Source organism: Halococcus sp. PRR34, assembly GCF_028617175.1.
Classification (GTDB): Archaea; Halobacteriota; Halobacteria; order Halobacteriales; family Halococcaceae; genus Halococcus; species Halococcus salifodinae.
Genome location: NZ_JAQJDA010000004.1, coordinates 213273 through 231997 on the forward strand (window position 1 = coordinate 213273; position 18725 = coordinate 231997).

At 65.5% G+C, this 18725-nt stretch carries 16 protein-coding genes and 1 tRNA gene; 1 reads left to right on the top strand and 16 read right to left on the bottom strand.

Features of this window, described 5'->3' with window-relative positions; all coding sequences use genetic code 11:
• Positions 1–23 precede the first annotated feature (23 nt).
• The 8 genes from PHA81_RS07520 to PHA81_RS07555 all read right to left on the bottom strand — a co-directional run bounded on the left by PHA81_RS07520 (position 24) and on the right by PHA81_RS07555 (position 9514).
• Entirely contained in the window at positions 24–644 is a 621-nt protein-coding gene (locus tag PHA81_RS07520) for a 30S ribosomal protein S7 (protein WP_005045275.1), read from the bottom strand.
• Positions 644–1072, bottom strand: a complete 429-nt coding sequence (locus PHA81_RS07525; protein WP_005045278.1) for a 30S ribosomal protein S12 — start codon at positions 1070–1072, stop codon at positions 644–646. Before PHA81_RS07525 ends, PHA81_RS07520 begins: the two co-directional genes overlap by 1 nt.
• 240 nt (positions 1073–1312) lie before the next feature.
• Positions 1313–1738: a NusA-like transcription termination signal-binding factor gene (locus PHA81_RS07530; protein ID WP_005045280.1), complete on the bottom strand. Its 426-nt coding sequence runs from the start codon at positions 1736–1738 to the stop codon at positions 1313–1315.
• Position 1739: 1 nt separating this feature from the next.
• Positions 1740–2936 carry a DNA-directed RNA polymerase subunit A'' gene (gene rpoA2, locus PHA81_RS07535; protein WP_273836148.1) on the bottom strand — a complete coding sequence of 399 codons (1197 nt, stop codon included), beginning with the start codon at positions 2934–2936 and terminating at the stop codon, positions 1740–1742.
• On the bottom strand, positions 2929–5883 hold the full coding sequence (locus tag PHA81_RS07540) for a DNA-directed RNA polymerase subunit A' (protein ID WP_005045288.1): 2955 nt from the start codon (positions 5881–5883) through the stop codon (positions 2929–2931). Before PHA81_RS07540 ends, rpoA2 begins: the two co-directional genes overlap by 8 nt.
• Before the next feature lie 19 nt (positions 5884–5902).
• Positions 5903–7729 carry a DNA-directed RNA polymerase subunit B gene (gene rpoB, locus PHA81_RS07545; RefSeq protein WP_005045291.1) on the bottom strand — a complete coding sequence of 609 codons (1827 nt, stop codon included), beginning with the start codon at positions 7727–7729 and terminating at the stop codon, positions 5903–5905.
• Between the two features lies 1 nt (position 7730).
• Positions 7731–9290: a DNA-directed RNA polymerase subunit B'' gene (locus tag PHA81_RS07550; RefSeq protein WP_005045295.1), complete on the bottom strand. Its 1560-nt coding sequence runs from the start codon at positions 9288–9290 to the stop codon at positions 7731–7733.
• Positions 9287–9514, bottom strand: coding sequence for a DNA-directed RNA polymerase subunit H (locus tag PHA81_RS07555; RefSeq protein ID WP_005045296.1), 228 nt, complete (start codon positions 9512–9514; stop codon positions 9287–9289). Before PHA81_RS07555 ends, PHA81_RS07550 begins: the two co-directional genes overlap by 4 nt.
• A gap of 257 nt (positions 9515–9771) precedes the next feature.
• On the opposite strand from PHA81_RS07555, the gene PHA81_RS07560 reads away from it, so the two are divergent.
• Positions 9772–9844, top strand: a tRNA-Asp gene (locus PHA81_RS07560).
• A gap of 416 nt (positions 9845–10260) precedes the next feature.
• Here the strand turns inward: PHA81_RS07560 and PHA81_RS07565 are convergent.
• The 8 genes from PHA81_RS07565 to PHA81_RS07600 form a co-directional block, all read right to left on the bottom strand.
• Complete coding sequence (locus tag PHA81_RS07565) at positions 10261–12459, bottom strand: hypothetical protein (protein WP_005045298.1); 2199 nt, start codon at positions 12457–12459, stop codon at positions 10261–10263.
• Positions 12460–12745: 286 nt separating this feature from the next.
• Positions 12746–13471, bottom strand: a complete 726-nt coding sequence (locus PHA81_RS07570; RefSeq protein WP_005045300.1) for a protein-L-isoaspartate O-methyltransferase — start codon at positions 13469–13471, stop codon at positions 12746–12748.
• 126 nt (positions 13472–13597) lie between these two features.
• Entirely contained in the window at positions 13598–14263 is a 666-nt protein-coding gene (locus PHA81_RS07575) for a protein-L-isoaspartate(D-aspartate) O-methyltransferase (protein WP_005045301.1), read from the bottom strand.
• Position 14264: 1 nt separating this feature from the next.
• Positions 14265–14912, bottom strand: coding sequence for an HVO_0476 family zinc finger protein (locus PHA81_RS07580; protein ID WP_005045304.1), 648 nt, complete (start codon positions 14910–14912; stop codon positions 14265–14267).
• 91 nt (positions 14913–15003) lie between these two features.
• Complete coding sequence (locus PHA81_RS07585) at positions 15004–15474, bottom strand: cupin domain-containing protein (RefSeq protein ID WP_005045306.1); 471 nt, start codon at positions 15472–15474, stop codon at positions 15004–15006.
• An 89-nt stretch (positions 15475–15563) separates the two neighbouring features.
• The gene (locus PHA81_RS07590) at positions 15564–16448 is read right to left on the bottom strand and encodes a halocarboxylic acid dehydrogenase DehI family protein (RefSeq protein WP_005045308.1); all 885 of its coding nucleotides are present in this window, start codon (positions 16446–16448) and stop codon (positions 15564–15566) included.
• 77 nt (positions 16449–16525) lie between these two features.
• Entirely contained in the window at positions 16526–17566 is a 1041-nt protein-coding gene (locus tag PHA81_RS07595; protein ID WP_005045310.1) for a zinc-dependent alcohol dehydrogenase family protein, read from the bottom strand.
• A 150-nt stretch (positions 17567–17716) separates the two neighbouring features.
• Complete coding sequence (locus tag PHA81_RS07600) at positions 17717–18694, bottom strand: aminopeptidase (protein WP_005045312.1); 978 nt, start codon at positions 18692–18694, stop codon at positions 17717–17719.
• Positions 18695–18725: the final 31 nt, after the last annotated feature.

Here is an 18725-nt window from a genome sequence, read left to right on the forward strand (position 1 = left end):
ACCGAAATCAGATTCGGACCGGATCAGCGAGCCGCGGCCGCGACGCGCTCTTTCTCCTCTTTCTGGTTGACCGCGTACGTCTGGACGTCGTAGTTCGCCGCGCCGGTGAGCTGGTCGGCGAGCGCCTCGTGGGCGTCGGTCGGCGACTTGAACGACGCGTTGTACGCGCCCTCAGCGAGGAACTTGAGCGCCTGGTCGACCCGGCGCTGGGGGGCAACGTCCACAGCCTGGGGCACCGAAATCCCGCCGTACTTCAGCCGCACCGTCTCCTCGCGCGGAGCGGCGTTCTCGACCGCGGTGACGAGCACCTGGATCGGGTTCTCGTCGGTCCGGTCGTGGACCTCCTCGAACGCCTTCCGGACGATCCGGGTGGCCTGCTGTTTCTTGCCGGTGTTCGCGTCGGACTGCATCAGCCGGTTGATCAGCCGTTCGACGATCGAGACTTCGCTCTTCTGGAACTGCTTGCCGGCGTGGCGACCCATCGTGTGCTCCACGGGGGTGACGGTGATGTAGCGCTTGGTCGAGGGGTCGTTGTACTCGAACCCCGTGACTTCCCAGCGCTCGAACAGCTGCGCGTCGGTCTCGCTCTCCTCGTCGGTCCCAGCGGGTTTCTCCGGCTCGGGGGTATCCTCTTCGGCAGACATTATCGCACCGGCTTCTCCGCGTTCCCGCGGACGAGTTCGATCAGGCTCACGCCGTTGACCTTCTCGACTTTGTAGTTCACGCCCGAGATGTCACCCATCGCGCGGCCCTTCGCGCCGCCGATCCCCGCGATCGTGACTTCGTCGTGCTCGTCGATGAAGCTAATCGCGCCATCGCCGGGACAGAACGCCGAGACCTGTTTGCCGTTTTTGATGAGCTGGACCCGGACACACTTCCGGATCGCGGAGTTCGGCTGCTTGGCTTCGATGCCGACCTTTTCGAGCACGATGCCCCGTCCCTGGGGAGCGCCTTCAAGCGGGTCCGACTGCTCGCGCAGCCCGCGTTCCCGCCGGGCGTACTCCGAGTCGGACCACCGGTGGCTCTGGCGGTCCTTCTTGAGTTTCCGCGCCGCGTACTTGCCGTTGGCCATATGGACTCCTGTATCCGATGGGCGCACTTAAGCCTCCCTTTTCGGGTCGTGGCAAGCGCTTCGACTGAGACCGTGTGTGGGTGCGGATGGCGCGCGGCGGGCGCGCCGCGGTGCGGTGTGGTTTGCGGAGCGGTGGCGGTTTCTCACTTGTACCGGCAATCGCGGTTCAGCTCTCGTTTCGGCCTCTTTCATTCTCTGAGGTCGTTTCTCTCGTTTTGGATCACATCTTCCACGAGAACGCTACGCTAGTTCGATGTCGTCGATGTCGAAATGCCGCTTCGCCAGTCGCCGCGCGGTCTCGATCCGCCGGCCGTCCGCACCGATCGCCGCGCCCCGGTCGGCCCGATCGACCTCCGCATAGGCCACCGTATCCCGGTTCTCGCTGATCGTGACGTTGTACACCGCGGCGGGCGCGAGCGCGTTGGCGACGAACGCCTCGGGCGTGTCGGCGTCCTCGACGAGCGTGACCGGCCGATCGAGTCGCTGTTCGACTTTTTCGACCATCCGTCCGTCGGGACCGATCGCGTCGGCCATCTCGCCGGCCGCCACCAGAAAACAGACTCGATCGTTCGCATCGTCGAACAGACAGTCGACGGCGGTCGTTCCCGTGACGTCCTCGAACAGCGCGATGTGTCGGCGCGCCGCGTCCGAGAGCGTCACGCGCATCTCAGTCGGCGCTGGTTTCGTCGTCCGCGCCGCCGGCCGCACCGCTCGTGCCGCCCATCCGGAGGTTGACGTCGCCGGTGCCGAGCTTGATCGGCTTGCCGACGATGACGTTCTCGGTCACGCCGTTGAGATCGTCGACCTCGCCGTGGACTGCCGCATCGAGCAGGTGGTTGACCGTGACCTCGAAGGCGGCACGGGCGAGCACCGAGTCCTTCGAGCCCGAGATGCCGTGGCGACCGATCGACTCGATCGTGCCCTCGGCGGTCATGATGTCCGCGACGAGCATGAGGTGGCGGATGTTGACGTTGCCGAGGCCCTGCTCTTCGAGCGTGTCCATCGTCTCCTCGATAATGGTCTCGCGCGCGGCCTCGACCCCGAGGTTGCTGTGGATCTCGTGGATGTTGTTGCACGTCGTCCGCGAGGCGTCGACGCCCTCGATGTCGAGCACGTCGCCGAAGGCCGATCCCTCGGTGTAGAGCACGAACTCCTCGCCGGTGTCGAGCTCCTCCTTTCGGATCACGACCCGCGAGACCTCGTCGATCCCCTTGAACACGATCTCGCGCAGCTCCTCGACGAGCTGGAGCAGATCACGATAGCTCGGCTGCTCGGGTCCGAACTCCACAGTAGTCCCCGACTGGGTGACGTCGACGCCGAGGCTGTCCTCGATGATCTCGGCGACTTCTTCCGGCGTGATCATCCGCTCTTCGAGGGTCTGATCGTTCAGATCGATCTGCACGAGCATGTCGGCGACGTTGGTCGAGACGTCCCCGAGCGCGAGGATGCGCGTCGCCTCGATCCCCCAGACCACCTCGTGGGCCTTCTCGCGGTCGGTCGCGTACTCCCCGTCCAGATGCACCGTCATCATCGGCGTGTCGGGGGTCTTCCGAGCGTCGACGAGTTCGATCAGCCGCGGCAGCCCCTGAGTGACGTCGATCTCCGCCACGCCCGCGTAGTGGAACGTGTTCATCGTCATCTGGGTGCCGGGCTCGCCGATCGATTGAGCCGACACGGTCCCGACGGGATCGAGTGGGTCCACCCGGGTGTCGAGATACCGCTCCTCGACCGCCGTTGCGATCTCGTCGGCCTCCTCTGCGGTCACGTCCCGGTCCTCGATCGTTTCGTACACTTCGTCCTTGAGTCGTTTCGGGAGGTCGGTCCCCTCGACCGTCGACTCGATCCCGTTCGTGATCTCAGTCATCGTTCACCTGTGGCACTTCGATCGGCGTGTCGGTTCGGTCGTCGGCCATCCGGTCGTCGGCGTCCTCCGAGAGATTGGTCGTCGGCTCGGCGACGAACGCCTCGCCGTCGTCCGCGAACTCCGCGGCGAGCACGTCGTCCGCGATCGCCTCGACGTTGACGTCGTTCTCGGTGTCCGAGGAGACCTTCACCGGACTGGTGCCGTCCTCGCCGAACTCGAACTGGACGATGTTGTCGTTGGTGTCCCGGACGGTGCCGTCGTACTGGGTTTCGAGCTCCGACAGCGCGTTGATCAGCCGGCGCTGGAGGTAGCCCGACTTCGAGGTCCGGACCGCCGTATCCACGAGTCCCTCACGGCCGCCCATCGCGTGGAAGAAGAACTCCCGTGGCGTGAGCCCGCCGCGGTAGGAGTGCTCGACGAACCCGTGGGCCTCCGCCGAGAGGTCGTCTGGCTTGTAGTGACTCAGCGTGCGGTCCTCGTACCCGCGATTGATCCGTTCGCCACGGACCGCCTGCTGACCGACGCAGGCCGCCATCTGGGTGAGGTTGAGCATCGAACCACGCGCGCCCGACTCGGCCATGATGACCGCGGGGTTGTCCTCCGCGAAGTGGTCCTCCGCGATGTCACCCGCCGAGTCCCGGGCCTTCCCGAGTGTCTGCATGATCTTCATCTCGAGGGTCTCGTCGACGGTGCGGCCGGGCAGCGATTCGAGCTCGTCGTTCTCGTAGGTGGTGATGAGCTCGTCGATCCGCTCGTAGGCGTTGTCGATGCTCTCGTCGATCTGGGTCTCGGCCGCTTCCGGGATCGACTCGTCGTCGATCCCGATCGAGAACCCGAAGTGCATGATCGCGCGCATCGCGAGCGACGCGACCTCGTTGATGAGCACGCGCGCACGGGTCTCGCCGTGCTTTTTCACGATGCGGTCGACGACCTCGCCGCCGAACGCGCCGACGGCGTCCTCGTCGACGGTTCCCTCGATGAGCTGGCCGTCCTCGATCACGACCGTATCACCGGTCGACGAGCTGAACTCGAGGTCGAGGTCGCCGGGCAGCAGCTCGGAGAAGATCGTCCGGCCGGTCCAGTACGGCTTTCCGTCCTCTTCACCATCAGAATCAGGCAGCCCGTCGACCGCCGTCGCCCGGAGGAGATCGAGCGCCTGTGTCTCGTTGAACCGCGGGATCCCACCGGTCTCGGGGTCGTCGTGGGTGAGGAGATAAGTCCCGCTGATGTGGTCTTGGATCGCGCCGATGATGTTCTCGCCCATCTTCGGCGAGAGGATCTGCTCTTGGACCCGCATCAGCACGCGGGCCTCTGCACGCGCCTCCTCGTTCTGGAGGGCGTGCATGTTCATCTCGTCGCCGTCGAAGTCGGCGTTGTACGGCGGACAAACAGTAGTATTCAGCCGGAACGTCTTGTACGGCATCACCACGACCTCGTGGGCCATGATACTCATCCGGTGGAGCGAGGGCTGGCGGTTGAAGATCACGATGTCGCCATCCGAGAGATGGCGCTGGACCTGCCAGCCGGGCTCGATCCGCTCGGCGAGCTCTTCCTTTGCCTGATCGAGGATCTTCATCACCTTGCCGTCGGGCCGGATGACCCGATTCGCGCCGGGGTGGGTCTCCGCGCCGTTGCGAACGTACTGGCGCGCCTCCTCGATGTTGCGCTCGTTGACGTTCATCGTCTGGGTCATCTCTTCGGCGACCCGTTCGGGAACCCCGACCTCGTTCAGGCTGAGGGTCGGGTCCGGCGAGATAACAGTACGAGCCGAGAAGTTCACACGCTTGCCCGAGAGGCTGCCTCGGAACCGGCCGTCCTTGCCCTTCAGCCGCTGTGAGAGGGTCTTGAGGGGCCGTCCGGAACGGTGGCGAGCGGGCGGCGTGCCTGAAATCTCGTTGTCCATGAACGTCGTGACGTGGTACTGGAGCAGCTCCCAGAGGTCCTCGATGATGAGCTGTGGCGCACCCGCCTCACGGTTCTCCATGAACCGCTGGTTGATCCGGATGATGTCCACCAGCTTGTGCGTCAGGTCGTCCTCGCTCCGCTGGCCGTTGTCGAGGGTGATCGATGGCCGGGCGGTGACCGGCGGCACGGGGAGGACAGTCAAGATCATCCACTCCGGGCGCGAACGCTCGGGATCGATCCCGAGTACCGCGATATCCTCGTCCGGGATCGCTTCGAACCAGTCCCGGATGTCGCTCGGCATCAGCTTGTTCATGTCCTCCTCGGTGAGGTCGACGTCGAGCGCGCGCTCGATCGCCTCGCGATCGGCCTCGCGCGGCCGGAACTCCCCACCCAGAATGTCGTTGATCCGCGAGAGGTCGATGTCGGTCTCGTCGGCGAGCTGTTGGGGCGAGCTACCGGGCTCGTCCGACTCCTCGTCGGGCTGCATCGCCTCGGCGATCAGTTCGGGGTACTCCGCCGCGAGCACGTCCTGGACCTCGTAGTACGTCGTCGGCTTCTCGTGCTGGATGTCGTACTGCTCCTCGCCGCAGTACGCACACCGATCCTTCTTTCGCGCCTGGCGGATCGCGGCCTTCGTCACGTCGTTCACGTCGTCGTCGAGTTCGCGCGCCCGCTGGAGGCGGTTCGCGAACTCGTTGCGCTCCTGTTCGTCGAGCAGGAGTCGCGAGCACTCCCGACAGGTGCCCCGAAGCAGCCGCCGCATCAGCTTCGTGAACCCGACGTGGATCACGGGCGCGGCGAGCTCGATGTGGCCGAAGTGGCCGTTACACGATCCCGAGTGCTGACCGCAGGTCTTGCACTCCAGACCGGGGTCGATCACGCCGAGCCGGGGGTCCATCAGCCCCATGTCGATGGGGTAGCCGTCGTCGTCGTAGGTGTCGGCGGTGATGATCTTCGTCGCGCTCATCTCGCGGTACTCCTCCGGGTTCATCAGCCCGAAGTCGATCGCACCGATCTCCTTTGGTGTTGCGTTCGTGCTCATGTGTAGTCGGTAGTGATCCTCAGACCGCGTCCTCGAGTTCGAGCCGCGGGGCGATCCCCAGCGCCTTCATCTCGTCGAGCAGGAGTTTGAACGCGTAGCTCATCTCGATCTCGTGGATCTCGGTCTCCTCCCCACAGTTCGGGCAGTACACCCGACGCTGCTCGACGTTCTCGACCGCACTCATCCCACACTCCCCACAGACGTAGACGAACTCCCGGTCGGACTCGTCGAGCAGGCGCTCTTTCAACGCCATCGCCGCGCCGTGCCCGATCAGCACGTCCCGCTCCATCTCGCCGACCCGGAGCCCACCCTCGCGAGCGCGCCCCTCGGTCGGCTGGCGCGTGAGCACCTGGACCGGGCCGCGCGAGCGAGCGTGGATCTTGTTCGAGACCATGTGGTAGAGTTTCTGATAGAAAATGGTCCCGACGAAGATCTCGGCGTCGATCTTTTCGCCCGTCACGCCGGAGTACATGATCTCCTTCCCGCTCGAATCGAACCCGTGCTCTTCGAGCGACCCGCGGAGCTCCTCCTCGTCCTCACCGGTGAAGGCCGTGCCGTCGACCCGCCGCCCTTCGAGGGAGCCGACCTTGCCGCCGAGCATCTCCAGCACGTGGCCCACCGTCATCCGCGACGGCAGCGCGTGCGGGTTGATGATGAGGTCGGGCACGACGCCCTCCTCGGTGAAGGGCATGTCTTCCTGGGGCGCGATGTGGCCCACGACGCCCTTCTGGCCGTGTCGACTCGCGAACTTGTCGCCGAGCTCGGGGATCCGCTGGTCGCGCACGGAAACTTTCGAGAGTTTCGAGCCGTCCTCGCCCTGCATCAGCGTCACCGTATCCACCACTCCGGACTCGCCCGAACGCATCGTCACCGATGTCTCGCGGCGTTTCTGGGGCGAGAGGCCACCCATGTCGTCGGGCTCCTCCAGGAATCGTGGCGGCGAGGTCTTGCCGAGCAGCACCGCGCTCTCGTCGACCGTGGTCTCGGGGTTCACGAGGCCGTCCTCGTCGAGGTGGGTGTACGCCTCCTCGCCGCGCGCGCCGCGCACGTCGTCGTCGGGCATCTCGAAGCGGTCCTCCTGACCGCCCGGATATCGTCGTTCCTCGCCCTCGTACGTCCGGAAGAAGTGCGAACGCGCGAGCGCACGATCCACGGAGCCCTCGTTCAGCACCAGCGCGTCCTCGATGTTGAACCCCTCGTAGCTCATGACCGCGACCACGAAGTTCTGGGCCGCAGGCCGGTCGTCGTACCCGATCTGCTCGGTGGTCTGGGTCTTGACCATCGAGAGCTGCGGGTAGTGCAGCAGGTGCTGACGGGTGTCGGGCCGGATACGATAGTTCGCGCTCGGCAGTCCGAGCGACTGCTTGATCATCCCTGCCCCCATCGTAATCCGGGGCGAGGCGTTGTGCTCGGGGTAGGGAATCATCCCCGCGCCGATCCCGAAGATCAGTTGTGGGTCGATTTCGAGGTGGGTGTGATCCTCGGAGAGGTCGTCCTCGTCGACGCCGACGAGGATGTCCTCCTCTTCCTCGGCATCGATGAACTCGATGTAGCCCTGCTCGACGAGATCCTCGAACTCGCTCTCACCGTCTTCGAGTGCTCCGATCTCCTCCTCGGTGATGAGGGGATCGCCCTCTTCGACCACGATGAGGGGCCGTCGCGCCCGGCCGGCGTCGGCGTTGACGATGACTTCGTTGGTGCGGCCCTTGACCGAGACGTTCACCGTCTCGGCCACGTCCCCGCGGCGTCGCGCCTCGCGGATCTGGTGGGCGAGCTGTTCGGGCTGGTCGTGCGTGCCGACCAGGCTGCCGTTCACGTAGACTTTCGCGTCGCGTGCCTGACTCATCTCAATCAGCGCTCGGGGTGACGCCCTCGATGCCGGGGATCCCCTCGACACCCATCGACGCCAGCTCTCGTTTGAGTCCCTGTTCGTCCTCGACGTCCTGTGACAGCTCCATCGCCTGCGCGAAGTTCTTCACGAGCCCACAGTTCGGCCCCTCCGGCGTCTCGGAGGGACAGATCCGCCCCCACTGAGTGGCGTGGAGGTCCCGCGCCTCGAAGTGGGGCTGGCTCCGACTCAGCGGGCTCCGCAGTCGCCGGAGGTGCGAGAGCACGCCCATGAAGTCGGTCCGGTCGACGAGCTGACTCACACCGGAGCGCCCGCCGACCCAGTTACCGGTCGCGATCGGGTGTTCGAGCCGCTCGGTCAGCACGTCGGAGCGAACCACGGTGTTGACCGAGAGCTGCCGGTTCCGCATGTTCGCCCGCTCCAGCTGGTACTTCACGTCGCGCGCGAGTTTGTTGAGCGCCGTCCGGAACAGGTCGGTCATCAGGTCGCCCGACACTTTGAGGCGCTTGTTCGCGTAGTGGTCCTTGTCGTCGGATTCGCGCCGTCCGAGGGCGAGCTCGAAGCACGCCTCGGCCATCCGACAGAGGTAGAACGCCTTGTTGATCCGGGTCTCCTCGTCCGGAACGCCCTCCTCGTGGAGGTGCGGCAGGAGATACCGGTCGATCACGTAGTTCGCACGCTTCAACTGGTAGTTCTTGCCCTGGCCCGACGCGACACGCTCTCCGAGGTCCTCGATCGCGGCTTCCTCGGTCTGGACCTCCGCGGCCTCGAGGTTTTCGAGCATGAACTTCACGATCTCGGGGTCGTCGGAGACCCGATGGACGATCTCCTCGTCGGATTCGAGCCCGAGTGCCCGAATGAGGGTCACGAAGTTGATGCTGCCCGACACCGAGGGGAAGCTGACTTCGAGCAGCCCCTCTCGATTGCGCTCGCACAGCACCAGCGCGCGGTACCCACGACGCTGGCTGAACGTCTTGGCGACCTGGATCTCGTCGCCGTACTTCGAGTCGTACTCGGCGAGGATCTTGTTCGGTGCGAGGTCCTCGCTGGTCATCAGCACGCGCTCGGAGCCGTTGACGATGAAGTAGCCACCGGGGTCGGCGGGGTCCTCGCCGAGCTCGATCAGCTCCTCGTCGGTCGCATCGGCGATGTTGCACTTGTCCGAGCCCACCATGATCGGGAGCCGCCCGATCTGGGTCTCGGCGGTGTCGACGACGCGCTCTTCCTCTTCTTCGCCACCCACCACGACCGCCATCTCCATGAAAACGGGCGCGGAGTAGGTGATGTTCCGGAGCCTGGCCTCTTGGGGATAGAGCCGCTCCTCACTGCCGTCGGCCTCGCGGACGCGGGGCGTCACGACCCGTACGTCACCGAGTTCGACGTAGACGGGCTCCTCGCCCTCCTTGTCGCCGATGTCGGTGTCGATGGTCTCCTTCTCGTCGACCACCTGCTGCATTCCGCGGCCGAGGAACGCGTTGAACGACCGGAAATGGTGCTCTGCGAGCCGCTCGCGGGAGAAGTACTCTCGCGAGATCGAACGCCTGTCTTGCCTGTTCATTCTACCACGAGTCGGTATACGACCGCCTGGTCCGTCGTTCGGGAGTCCCGGACGATCCGGATCACGTCGCCCGCGGCGGCGTCGTCGGGGAGTGCCGGGTCGGTACGTTTGATCTTCGGAAGGTCGGTGCGTCTGATGTCGTACTCGTCGAGCACCTCGTCGATCTCGTCGTCTTCGACGATCGTGTGCTCGGGAACGAGCGTGTGCTGACCTACGTCCACCATGTGTGTCTGACCGGGGGAGAAGTGGCTATCACGAGATACTACAGGGCCTACGCCGTGGGGCGACTTAAGCGTTGTCAACGCCGCCAGCGTGGGCTGGCAGGCGCAGTTCGGACCCGCTCGTTCGGTTCGAGATCGTCGAATCGATCGTGGCTGCACCGACGGTCGGGGGGAACATAGCGTTTCGGGCTTCCCCGGAGAGCGGTGGATCAGTTTGGAAACCCTTAAGGGCATCTCCGGGTAAGAAACTGATGTCGCTTGCCCGGGTGGTGTAGTGGCCCATCATACGACCCTGTCACGGTCGTGACGCGGGTTCAAATCCCGCCTCGGGCGCTTTCTCTGAATCCAACCCACGAGCGACCAGCTTACTGTGTCGCGAGCAACCGAATTCCGAGAACGACTGTCCGGTGATTTGAACCCTGCCGGTCGCGCGCAGCCGAACGGAGTGAGGCCGACCGTCTGGCTCCGGTTCAAATCCCGCTTCGGGCGCTTTCCTGTCGACGCCGATTCGCGAGCGTCGTTGATCGGCAGACGAACGCTGGGGCGGTACTGAGAGCTCCATCCATCGGTTGTCCCCTGTAGATGGACGTGTGACGCCCGCGAAACGATCAAGCGGACAGTAACTACTGGAGACGAACAGTGTCGTTCTCGGTATCGATCCGAATCACCGTGGATCACCGGGGTCGAAACGTCGATCGCACGTCAACAAAGAAGGGCCGTCGACGGAAGCGCAGCAGGGACGCGGACGATTAGTTGTCGAGCGATTCAGGCTGGGTGGTGATCGAGACCGAGTCCTCGACCGAAGCCTCGAGCAGCCGACCAGTGTAGTTGTAGACGTCTCGAGAGTTGCCAACGCCACCCTCGACCGACTGACCGTCGTCCGTGATCGGGTCGGACGAGCTGTCGGCGTGTTCGAGCTCGCCGGTGACTTCGAGGGAGTAGTCCGTTGGGCCGGTGCTCTCCTTGCCGATCACCTTGATCGTCTGCGTGTCCGCGTCGAGCTTGAGGATCGCGCGATCGTCGACTTCGAGCTCGACGATCTCGCCCTCGTACTCGTAGCTGTCGCGCCACTCGTTGACGCCGCCCGAGGCGGTGTTCTCCGAGATGTCGTCGTTGTCGTCCGCGGTCGCTCCGCCGGTTTTTGCCTTTTCGAGATCGCCGCTCGTCGCGAGCTCGTAGGGGATGCGGCCGCCGGACGTGTCGGTGTCCGTGACGACGAAGTTCGCGCTGTCGGACGGTTTGGGAACGTCCGATTCGTCGATGTTGCCGCTCAACTTGTCGTCCGATCCGGCACCGTCGGAGTTACCCGACGAGGAATCGTCGGACGAGTCGTCCGAGGCCTCATCCGATGAGCTTTCCGAGGAGTCGCTATCCGACGAGCCATCGTCACTGGACTCTTCATCCGACGATCCCGAGTCGCTCGATGAATCATCCGACGAGCCGTCACTCGACGAGGAGTCCTCCGAGGAACCACCGGACGACGAGTCACTCGAATCGTCGTTCGAGGACGATTCGGACGAGGTGTCCTCACCCGACGACCCATCCGAGCCCGACGACGAGCTACCGGTGTAGTTCGACGAGCCGAGGCTCGGTGCGGGACAGGTCCCGCTCTCTTGGATGTTGCTGACGTTCACGTTGCCGCTCTTTACGCGGACCGCCTGTGCGCTCGCGTTGACGGTGGTGTTTGCCACCCGGCTGCCGTCACAGTTGTGGAGCGCGATACCGACGCGACCGCCGCCGGTCTGCTGGATACAGCTGTCCTCGATCGTGGTGTTCGGTCGATCCTCGATCAGGACGCCGACCGCGTTGGAGGCGTTGCCCGTGACGCTCACGTTCTTGAGCGTCCCGCCCGCGTTGCCGCTCGACCCGTTGGGCGATTTGCCGCGGATCGCGTACGCTTTGTCTGGGTTGAACTCCACGCGGGTGTTCTTGATACTGAACGAGGGGTAGTTCCCGAAGATCTGGATCCCGCCGTCGGCGTTGACCTCGGGGCCGATGCGGACGTCACAGTTGCGGACCTCAGCGCCCGAGCCGCCACGGTCGCTTTCGAGCCGGATCCCCGAACCGTTGAGCATGTCGTCCGGGTTCGGACTGTTGCTGTCGGAGAGATCGGTCTCGATGGTGGCACCGTCGACGTAGCTGCCGGAGCTGCCGATCCGGACCTGTGAGAGGTCGTTGTTCTTGTAGGTACCGCCCTCGACCTGGACGGCACCAGGTGTCCGGCTGGCGTACACACCGTTGTTCGAGAAGCCTTCGACGTTGCAGTTCCGAAGGGTGAGTGTCCCTTTGTGGTTGCTACCGACCCAGATACCCGTCCGGGCGTACGCACCCATCTTGCCAGCGTTGTGTGCGGTGAGGTTCGAAACGACGCCCTGGCCACCGGACGACCGGACGGCCGCGGCGAACGCGTCGGACGCGGCATCGCTCGACGCCCGACCCTGACCGACGATCGAGAGACCGTGGACCTGGAGGTTGTCGTCCGGGGCACACTGCACCAACGGGGTTGCGCCGTTCTGGTCGACGGTGATGTTCTCGATCAGCAGCCCGTTGCCGTTGTTGATCGTCAGCAGTTTGTCGTCGAACCCGCCGGAAACGACGAACGTGACGTCGCCCTCGCCGACGATCCCGAAGTTATCGTACCCGTTGAGTGCGTTCTTTCCGTTGAACTTGTAGGTTCCCGATGGGAACTTGAGCAGCGTGTTGCTGCCCGCGGCCGACTGCAGCTTGCCGTCACACGCGCTGTTGCCGTTCGGGTCACAGCCGGCGTCATCGACCATATCGACGACGTTGTCGAAGCTGATTCCGTGACGCGACTCCGCTGCTCCCTCCCCAGCGAGCAGTGGTACCGACGCCACGGCCGCTCCGGCGGCCTTCAGATACGTACGGCGGTTCGTTCGAACGCCCTCGCCTGTGCTATCGCTGTCGCCTCGTGCTCCGTTGCGCGGCATCACCTGTTCATTAGGCATTTGTAAGATACCCGTTCTGGCCAATTACCTACGTTTACTATTAATTCGATCGTAGTTGCTGGCTGTTCACGTTCTAGACTGCATAATTAGTTCTGGTATAGTGTGAAACAATCCCTCAGCTGGGGAACATCGCGCGAGTGTGGAGTGTTTCCACGGTGCGGGTGCTGTCGGAAATGGTGGGTCGAATCGGGTGATCGACGGTGCGAGAGCGAACCGCGAGGGGAAGCATCGCATTCGTGCGTTCGGATGGACGAAGCTGCAACGACGACTACTCCCAATCGATCCAGTCCTGTTCCCAGCCCGAACGACGCTGTGCGGTCCGTTCCGCACGCTCGCGGTCCTCACGGTGGGTTCGGTTTCGCTCGACGGTATCCGACTGTTCGCCCTCGACGAGCAGCGGGGCGAACGATACCGGGCCGAAGCGCTCCGTGGCTCCGTCCTCGACCGCGACGAGCGATTGATCCTGCGTGCCGACGGGGAGGACGAGACGACCGCCGGCGGCGAGCTGCTCTTCGAGCGCGCGCGGCGGGCTGACGGCGGCGGCCTCGACGAGAATCCGATCGAACGGGGCGTACGCCGCCAGTCCGTGTGTGCCGTCGCGTCGGTCGACGAGCACGCCGTCGTAGCCCGCACGCGCGAGATTTCGGCGAGCCTCGATCACGAGCCGGCGCGAGATATCGATCGCGTGGACGTTGTGCTCGCCCGCGATCGCCGCACAGATCGCGGCGGTGTAGCCGACACCAGCGCCGACCACCAGCACTCGGTCGCCGGACTCGGGCGCGAGCGCCTCGACGAGCCGTGCAGCGGTGCTCGGTGCGAGAACGCGCGTGCCCGCGTGTTCGACCGTGTGGTCGGCGTATGCGGCCGCGTCGTCGACGAACTCGTGGCGGGGGACCGTCCGCATCGCGGCGCTCACCCGCTCGCTCTCGACGACGGCCTTGCTCTCGTGCTCGAGGCCCGCGACCATGTCGTCGCGAAGCGTCGCGGCATCCATGACCGAAATTCGCCCTCGAACGTCTTGAACTGCCCGACAGTGCCGCTACGCACACCGACCACGAGAAACGACTGACGATCGGACTGTCGACGCCGGGCCGACGCCACACCTCACTTCCGCGAGCACTCACTCCGACTGCATCGGGACGAACCGCACGCCACCGTGGCGCTCACGATCGAGCCCGCCGTCGGCCTGCTTGGTCGCGCGCACGAGCGTCTGTCGCCCCCGGCCGATCGGAGCGACGATCTGCCCACCGGGTTTGACCTGCTCGACGACACGCTCTGGGAAGTCGGCCGCGGCGCAGGTGAGGTAGGCGGCGTCGTAGGGCGCGCCCGCGGGCCAGCCCTCGTGGCCGTCGCCGACCCGCACGTGGACGGCGTATCCCAACCTGTCGAGGCGCTCGCGGGCGTCCGCGCCGAGCGGTTCGTGGAACTCGACGCTGTAAACCTCGCCGGCGTCGCCCCCGGCCTCGGTGTCGTCGGTTCTGGCCCCGACCGCCGCGGCGGTGACCGCGGCGTGGTAGCCACAGCCAGTGCCGATTTCGAGCACGTGATCACCGGGGTCGAGTCCGAGCAGGTCGGTCATCATCGCGACCATGTGGGGTGCGCTGATGGTCTGATCCTCGCCGATCGGGAGCGGGCGGTCGGCGTAGGCGCTCTCTTGGTGGGACTCGGGAACGAATTCGTGGCGCGGCACGCGGCGGAGGGCTTCCCGTGTCACGTCGCGTTCGATCCGGCCCTGTCGATCGAGCCGGTCGACCAGCCGCTCTCGCTGGGCCGCCCGGTCGGTCATCTCACCAGACCGACCACGCGCCCGAGGACTCGTCGTCGGCGTAGAGCCGATCGATGTCCTTCGCGAACGCCATGTCCTCGTCGTGGTCGAGTCGGGCGAAGCCGTAGCCCGTCGCGTCCGCTCGGAGGTGGATCCCCTTCACCGTGAAGCTCTCGTCGGCGAGGTCCTCGCGCTCGCCGACGGTGAACTCGTAATCGCCCGGCACTTGGAGTTCGATGCTTCGGGACTCGTCGCGGCCGTCCTGTGGGTTGAGCGTGACGTCCACGCCGACGTTCCCGACGACGCGAGTCCAGATCGTGTCGATGTTCTCGGCAGCGGCGCTCTCGGGGCGCTGGTCGTCACCGACTTCGAGGCTGGTGATCCTGACTGTGAGAAGGGCTTCGGGCGTGTCGAGGACGAACTCCTCGCCCTCGGCGAGCGACTCGCCCGCGGGAACGTCGGTCGCCGTCGAAAAGGACTCGCCGTCCTGGGAGACGATCACGTCACAGTCGACGGTCTCTGGTTCCTCGATTTTGGTCTTGTGGGTGTGGCTGCACTCGGTACACCGCACCGTGGTCTGGCCGCCCGGTTTCAGCACTTCGTGGACGACCGGCTCCGCGGGCGAACACGACGGACAGGCGACCGCAACGCGCTCTGTAGCTTCGCTCATGTCTACCGCTACTTCGTGAGTGTGTAAAAGCGTCCGGTGTGGCGGGCCGGTCGTCGGGCCCGGTTCGGCGGCGGTCGGGGTCGAGCGGCACTCACAGCGTCCACCGGCCAGTTTCGGTTCCACACTCCTCGCAGAGAGTGAGACGAGCGTCGCCCTCGTCTGCCGACGTGATCCGGTTCGGGGTGCGCTCGCCACAGGTCGGACACTCGCGCAGCACGGTCTGCTCGCCGTATTCGAGGGGGGCGCCGAGCGCGAGCGCGGTGACCCGCTCGTCGCCCTCGTTGACGCCACGCTGGTACTCCCCGGGCGGAAATCGAACGACCTCGCCCGCCGCGACCGAAACCGATCCCGTTTTCGTCTCGAACGTCGCCGTGCCGGAGAGCACGTAGAACACCTCCTCTTGGATCTCGTGAACGTGGTAGCCGTAGGCGAAGCTGTCGCCCGGTTCGAGCTCGTAGTAGTTGATCGCGAGATCGGTCGTGCCGAGCGCTTCGGTCAGCGGCCGCATGATCGCTGCGGGCTGGATGACGGGATCGACATCGTCGATATCGACTTTCTCCATCGGAGGGACGTGGGGGGACGGGCACAAAACGGTCACGTCCCGCCGATCGGAACCAGCATTCTCGTGGTCGTTCGGCCGACAGTCCCCACTCAGAGCGGGTCGCGAACCCCTTCCGCGTCGACCGTCGCTGCGTAGATCGGCAACGTCGGCAGGACGGTCTCGACGGCCCCGGTGTTGAACTCCCGGAACAGCGTTCGTACGTCCTCGATCGTTTCGTCGTCGAACCCCGCGCCTCGCAGGTCTTCGGGCGCGAGACGGGGCGTGTAGGGTGTCGACTCGACGAGCGTCGTCGTCAGCTCCGCCGTGTTCTCGCGCGCTCGATCGAACCCGTCGGACTCGAAGAACGGTTCGAGATCGTTCCACGCGGCGTCGAGAACGCTCGGCCACTGGGCGAGACAGCGGTAGATGCTCGGTAGGTCGTCGCCGAGACCGTGAAACGACTGGATCGACGAGACGGTTTCGTCGAGACCGTCGGGAACCGCGCCGGGGGCGATCATCGTCGGCGAGCGGCCACGGTCGGTGTCGAGCCACGCGGGAAACGGGGCCGTTGCCGCGCGCGTCGCCGCCGGGTCGGTGCCGACGGCTCCGTCGTGGAGCGCCCGATCCATCGTTTCGAAGAGGAACACGAGCCGGGGCGCGACGACGTCGAAGGTGGCCAGTTGGCCTCGGAGCGTGTCGTACTCCGCCGGGGAGACGTCGACCACCGAGCGTCGGTAGGTCGGGATCCCGATTGCCTCTTCGAGTTCCGAGAGGACTGTATCGCGGTACGCGACCGAGTACCGGGCGAACGCCCGGGTGTCGAACAGCGGCTTCAGCTGTCCCCACGCGTACTCGAGAAAGCGCGGGGCGTTCGCCATCGTCGTTCGGAAGATCCAGTTGACGATCGGTGCGCGAAAGGTCCGCTTGATGTCGTCGTAGACGCCACGCTGGCGGCCCGTCGCCTCGATCTCGTAGCACTGTTTGCTGGTGTCCATGGCACTCGATTTCACTCCGATTCATCAAAAGCGTTCGTTCGGGACGGCGCTCCGTGGGGCTCGTCCGCCCTATCCAGTCAGTCGAGCTTCACCATGACTTTCACCGCCTCCCGCTCGTCCATCATCCGATACCCCTCGGGGACGCCGTCGAGATCGACGGTTTCCGTGAAGATCGGCGACGGATCGAGCGTTCCCTGGAGAACGTCGGCCATCAGCTCGTCGACATACGCACGAACGGGCGCGACGCCACCCTGGAGCGAGACGTTCTTCCCGAACATCGTGCCGAGGAAGCCGGTGCTCTCGACACCGAGGGGAACGCCGACGTAGCCGATCGTGCCGCCTGGACGGGCGACCGCGGCAGCGGTCTCCATCGAGGACTCCGCGCCGACGCATTCGAGAACGTGGTTTGCGCCGCCCGCCGTGAGTTCGCGTGCTTCCTCGATCGCTTCCTCGCCGCGGGCCGAGATCACGTCGGTCGCCCCGAACTCACGCGCGATGTCGAGGCGATCCTCGTGATGGCCCATCGCGACGATCCGCTCCGCCCCGAGACGCTGTGCGGCGAGCACGCCACAGAGCCCGACCGCGCCATCGCCGACGACCACGGCAGTGTCGCCAGCGCCGACGCCCGCACTGACCGCGGCGTGGTGACCCGTCCCCATCACGTCCGTCAGCGGGAGGAGGGCTTCGAGCACGTCCTCGTCGTTCGCGTATCGGTCGGGAACCCGGACGAGCGTTCCGTCGGCGAACGGCGCGCGGACTTTTTCGCCCTGTGCACCCCCGCCGTCTTCGCCCCACGACAGGTCGTGGACGCAGGACGTGTAGAGCCCTTTCCGGCAGAACTCACACTCGCCACAGGAGATCGAGAACGGCGCGAGCACCCGATCGCCCGGCTCGACGTGGCGGACGTCCGATCCCACTTCCTCGACGACCCCCATCGGTTCGTGGCCGATGGGCGACCCCTCGGGGAGATCTTGTTGGCCCCGGTAGAACCAGAGGTCGGATCCACAGATCGCCGTGTGGGTGATGCGGACGACGGCGTCCGTCGACGCCTCGATTTCGGGGTCGGGAGTGGTTTCGATACGAACGTCGCCGGGATCGCGAAAGACAGCTGCCTCCATGCTCGGTGAGTCGGGGCGGCGACGACAAAGAACCCTCAGCTACCGGCAACCGTCAGCCTTCGACCGTCGGCAGCGTCACTTCGTCGCCCTGCTCGCGGCTTCGCCGCTCGCACTATCGCGGAAGTTCCACTTCCGCACCATCTCACGGTGTTACTGTTCGATCGTCGGGAGGTCTACGACCTCCCCATCAGCATAAACGGTCGGTTCGCGGAGGATCCCGTCGAGGTGGAGCGGCGCTTCAACGTCGCCGCCGATGCCGTGATCGTCGCCGATGGCGATGTGGACAGTGCCGGCAGCCTTCTCGTCGAGCAGGACCGATCCCACGAGCTCCGTGACCGCGAGGTTGGTCCCGATGCCGAGCTCGGCGAGGTTGTACGCGTCCTCGCCGACCTCCTCGGCCGCGCTTTCGATCTGGTCGCGGATCGCGTCGTCGGACACCTCGGTCACGGAGCCGTCCTCGACCTCGAACTCCAGCTCGCGGTCGAGCAGCCCGTGGGGCATCATCGTGCCGTCGACGACGTACGTTCCATTGGCGGTTTCGGGGCTGACGAACACTTCTCCGGCGGGAAGGTTCGACATCGCGCCGGGCTCGTGGACGATCCCGGTGTCTTCGAGCCACTCGCGATCACCTGGTTCGAACGTGATGTCGGTGCCAGCCGGCGACGTCACGCGGATCTCACTCGCGTCGGTGACCGCGTCGTGGATCTCCTCACAGCACTGCTCGATCTCGCGGTAGTCGGTGTCGAGTCCCGTTCGGAACACGTCCTCGGTGATCCCGGGAAGGGTGGCGACTCGTGCGCCGACCTCGTTCGCACGCGAGCGCGCCCGCGTGTGACTCAAGCTCTTCGTCGTCGGACAGAGCACGACATCGGTCCCCCGCATGGCGGCCGCGACGGGGGCTGGCGGTTCGGTCCCGTGCTGTTCGCCCGGCGAGTAGCACGCGATCACGCAGTCCTCGGTCAGGTCGCGTGCGGCGTCGTACAGCGCCTCCCCGATCGCGCGACGTTTGTCGTCGGTCACTACCACACACGACTCGTTCGGCCTGAGCGCGAGACACTGGTTGACCGCAGTTTCGGCCGCGGTCGAGAGCGCCCCCTCGCCCTCCCCACGTTCCCGTTCCTGGCTCATGCTCGACGGTGGGGACCCGACCGCGTTAGGC

Coding starts and splice junctions, on each gene's coding strand:
- PHA81_RS07555 (WP_005045296.1), bottom strand. CDS start 9,514: ATGGTGGACGTAGGTCAGCACACGCTCGTTCCCGAGCACACGATCGTC.
- rpoA2 (WP_273836148.1), bottom strand. CDS start 2,936: ATGACTGAGATCACGAACGGGATCGAGTCGACGGTCGAGGGGACCGAC.
- PHA81_RS07530 (WP_005045280.1), bottom strand. CDS start 1,738: ATGCGCGTGACGCTCTCGGACGCGGCGCGCCGACACATCGCGCTGTTC.
- PHA81_RS07525 (WP_005045278.1), bottom strand. CDS start 1,072: ATGGCCAACGGCAAGTACGCGGCGCGGAAACTCAAGAAGGACCGCCAG.
- PHA81_RS07565 (WP_005045298.1), bottom strand. CDS start 12,459: ATGCCGCGCAACGGAGCACGAGGCGACAGCGATAGCACAGGCGAGGGC.
- PHA81_RS07590 (WP_005045308.1), bottom strand. CDS start 16,448: ATGGACACCAGCAAACAGTGCTACGAGATCGAGGCGACGGGCCGCCAG.
- PHA81_RS07585 (WP_005045306.1), bottom strand. CDS start 15,474: ATGGAGAAAGTCGATATCGACGATGTCGATCCCGTCATCCAGCCCGCA.
- PHA81_RS07575 (WP_005045301.1), bottom strand. CDS start 14,263: ATGACCGACCGGGCGGCCCAGCGAGAGCGGCTGGTCGACCGGCTCGAT.
- PHA81_RS07520 (WP_005045275.1), bottom strand. CDS start 644: ATGTCTGCCGAAGAGGATACCCCCGAGCCGGAGAAACCCGCTGGGACC.
- PHA81_RS07595 (WP_005045310.1), bottom strand. CDS start 17,566: ATGGAGGCAGCTGTCTTTCGCGATCCCGGCGACGTTCGTATCGAAACC.
- PHA81_RS07540 (WP_005045288.1), bottom strand. CDS start 5,883: ATGAGCACGAACGCAACACCAAAGGAGATCGGTGCGATCGACTTCGGG.
- PHA81_RS07600 (WP_005045312.1), bottom strand. CDS start 18,694: ATGAGCCAGGAACGGGAACGTGGGGAGGGCGAGGGGGCGCTCTCGACC.
- PHA81_RS07570 (WP_005045300.1), bottom strand. CDS start 13,471: ATGGATGCCGCGACGCTTCGCGACGACATGGTCGCGGGCCTCGAGCAC.
- PHA81_RS07550 (WP_005045295.1), bottom strand. CDS start 9,290: ATGAACAGGCAAGACAGGCGTTCGATCTCGCGAGAGTACTTCTCCCGC.
- PHA81_RS07580 (WP_005045304.1), bottom strand. CDS start 14,912: ATGAGCGAAGCTACAGAGCGCGTTGCGGTCGCCTGTCCGTCGTGTTCG.
- rpoB (WP_005045291.1), bottom strand. CDS start 7,729: ATGAGTCAGGCACGCGACGCGAAAGTCTACGTGAACGGCAGCCTGGTC.